The 3,407-nt window shown below is 51.8% G+C and carries 2 tRNA genes and 2 rRNA genes; all 4 read left to right on the top strand.

Annotated features, from left to right (window positions below):
• The first annotated feature begins 211 nt into the window (after positions 1-211).
• Positions 212-1,748: ribosomal RNA gene (locus tag BT179_RS26220) — 16S ribosomal RNA — on the top strand.
• Between the two features lie 65 nt (positions 1,749-1,813).
• A tRNA-Ile gene (locus BT179_RS26215) sits at positions 1,814-1,890 on the top strand.
• A gap of 27 nt (positions 1,891-1,917) precedes the next feature.
• Positions 1,918-1,993, top strand: a tRNA-Ala gene (locus BT179_RS26210).
• A 251-nt stretch (positions 1,994-2,244) separates the two neighbouring features.
• A 23S ribosomal RNA gene (locus BT179_RS26205) occupies positions 2,245-3,407 on the top strand; the annotation flags it as partial.

Below are 3,407 nucleotides of genomic sequence, written 5' to 3'. Positions count from 1 at the left end.
CGGGGCGCTGTAGAATGCGCGCCTCGGTTGAGACGAAAGGCTCAACCCACCGCTCTTTAACAACTGAATCAAGCAATTCGTGTGGGTGCTTGTGGAGTCAGACTGCTAGTCAACAGATTATCAGCATCACAAGTTACTCCGCGAGAAATCAAAGATGTAACCAACGATTGCTGAGCCAAGTTTAGGGTTTTCTCAAAACCCAAAGATGTTTGAACTGAAGAGTTTGATCATGGCTCAGATTGAACGCTGGCGGCAGGCCTAACACATGCAAGTCGAGCGGTAGAGAGGTGCTTGCACCTCTTGAGAGCGGCGGACGGGTGAGTAATGCCTAGGAATCTGCCTGGTAGTGGGGGATAACGCTCGGAAACGGACGCTAATACCGCATACGTCCTACGGGAGAAAGCAGGGGACCTTCGGGCCTTGCGCTATCAGATGAGCCTAGGTCGGATTAGCTAGTTGGTGAGGTAATGGCTCACCAAGGCGACGATCCGTAACTGGTCTGAGAGGATGATCAGTCACACTGGAACTGAGACACGGTCCAGACTCCTACGGGAGGCAGCAGTGGGGAATATTGGACAATGGGCGAAAGCCTGATCCAGCCATGCCGCGTGTGTGAAGAAGGTCTTCGGATTGTAAAGCACTTTAAGTTGGGAGGAAGGGCAGTTACCTAATACGTAATTGTTTTGACGTTACCGACAGAATAAGCACCGGCTAACTCTGTGCCAGCAGCCGCGGTAATACAGAGGGTGCAAGCGTTAATCGGAATTACTGGGCGTAAAGCGCGCGTAGGTGGTTCGTTAAGTTGGATGTGAAAGCCCCGGGCTCAACCTGGGAACTGCATTCAAAACTGTCGAGCTAGAGTATGGTAGAGGGTGGTGGAATTTCCTGTGTAGCGGTGAAATGCGTAGATATAGGAAGGAACACCAGTGGCGAAGGCGACCACCTGGACTGATACTGACACTGAGGTGCGAAAGCGTGGGGAGCAAACAGGATTAGATACCCTGGTAGTCCACGCCGTAAACGATGTCAACTAGCCGTTGGGAGCCTTGAGCTCTTAGTGGCGCAGCTAACGCATTAAGTTGACCGCCTGGGGAGTACGGCCGCAAGGTTAAAACTCAAATGAATTGACGGGGGCCCGCACAAGCGGTGGAGCATGTGGTTTAATTCGAAGCAACGCGAAGAACCTTACCAGGCCTTGACATCCAATGAACTTTCCAGAGATGGATTGGTGCCTTCGGGAGCATTGAGACAGGTGCTGCATGGCTGTCGTCAGCTCGTGTCGTGAGATGTTGGGTTAAGTCCCGTAACGAGCGCAACCCTTGTCCTTAGTTACCAGCACGTAATGGTGGGCACTCTAAGGAGACTGCCGGTGACAAACCGGAGGAAGGTGGGGATGACGTCAAGTCATCATGGCCCTTACGGCCTGGGCTACACACGTGCTACAATGGTCGGTACAGAGGGTTGCCAAGCCGCGAGGTGGAGCTAATCCCACAAAACCGATCGTAGTCCGGATCGCAGTCTGCAACTCGACTGCGTGAAGTCGGAATCGCTAGTAATCGCGAATCAGAATGTCGCGGTGAATACGTTCCCGGGCCTTGTACACACCGCCCGTCACACCATGGGAGTGGGTTGCACCAGAAGTAGCTAGTCTAACCTTCGGGGGGACGGTTACCACGGTGTGATTCATGACTGGGGTGAAGTCGTAACAAGGTAGCCGTAGGGGAACCTGCGGCTGGATCACCTCCTTAATCGACGACAGCAGCTGCTGCATGAGCTCCCACACGAATTGCTTGATTCATTGAAGAAGACGATTGGGTCTGTAGCTCAGTTGGTTAGAGCGCACCCCTGATAAGGGTGAGGTCGGCAGTTCGAATCTGCCCAGACCCACCAATTTCATGGTGTACCCTGTAGCGATACGGGGCCATAGCTCAGCTGGGAGAGCGCCTGCCTTGCACGCAGGAGGTCAGCGGTTCGATCCCGCTTGGCTCCACCATTACCGATTGGCACCAACGTTTAAAGCTTAGAAATGAGCATTCCACCGAACGGTGATGAATGTTGATTTCTAGTCTTTTGATTAGATCGTTCTTTAAAAATTTGGGTATGTGATAGAAAGATAGACTGGACGTTACTTTCACTGGTAACGGTTCAGGCTAAGGTAAAATTTGTGAGTTGCTCGTAGAGCAAGCGTACGAATTTTCGGCGAATGTCGTCTTCACAGTATAACCAGATTGCTTGGGGTTATATGGTCAAGTGAAGAAGCGCATACGGTGGATGCCTTGGCAGTCAGAGGCGATGAAAGACGTGGTAGCCTGCGAAAAGCTTCGGGGAGTCGGCAAACAGACTGTGATCCGGAGATGTCTGAATGGGGGAACCCAGCCATCATAAGATGGTTATCTTGCACTGAATACATAGGTGCAAGAGGCGAACCAGGGGAACTGAAACATCTAAGTACCCTGAGGAAAAGAAATCAACCGAGATTCCCTTAGTAGTGGCGAGCGAACGGGGACTAGCCCTTAAGCTTCTTTGATTTTAGCGGAACGCTCTGGAAAGTGCGGCCATAGTGGGTGATAGCCCTGTACGCGAAAGGATCTTAGAAGTGAAATCGAGTAGGACGGAGCACGAGAAACTTTGTCTGAATATGGGGGGACCATCCTCCAAGGCTAAATACTACTGACTGACCGATAGTGAACTAGTACCGTGAGGGAAAGGCGAAAAGAACCCCGGAGAGGGGAGTGAAATAGATCCTGAAACCGTATGCGTACAAGCAGTGGGAGCCCACTTTGTTGGGTGACTGCGTACCTTTTGTATAATGGGTCAGCGACTTATTTTCAGTGGCGAGCTTAACCGAATAGGGGAGGCGTAGCGAAAGCGAGTCTTAATAGGGCGTCTAGTCGCTGGGAATAGACCCGAAACCGGGCGATCTATCCATGGGCAGGTTGAAGGTTAGGTAACACTGACTGGAGGACCGAACCGACTACCGTTGAAAAGTTAGCGGATGACCTGTGGATCGGAGTGAAAGGCTAATCAAGCTCGGAGATAGCTGGTTCTCCTCGAAAGCTATTTAGGTAGCGCCTCATGTATCACTGTAGGGGGTAGAGCACTGTTTCGGCTAGGGGGTCATCCCGACTTACCAAACCGATGCAAACTCCGAATACCTACAAGTGCCGAGCATGGGAGACACACGGCGGGTGCTAACGTCCGTCGTGAAAAGGGAAACAACCCAGACCGTCAGCTAAGGTCCCAAAGTTATGGTTAAGTGGGAAACGATGTGGGAAGGCTTAGACAGCTAGGAGGTTGGCTTAGAAGCAGCCACCCTTTAAAGAAAGCGTAATAGCTCACTAGTCGAGTCGGCCTGCGCGGAAGATGTAACGGGGCTCAAACCATACACCGAAGCTACGGGTATCACG

It is taken from the genome of Pseudomonas sp. NFACC43, assembly GCF_900119645.1.
Taxonomy (GTDB): domain Bacteria; phylum Pseudomonadota; class Gammaproteobacteria; order Pseudomonadales; family Pseudomonadaceae; genus Aquipseudomonas.
The sequence above is the reverse complement of the archived record's forward strand: the minus strand, read 5'-3'. Positions and strand labels throughout refer to the sequence as shown.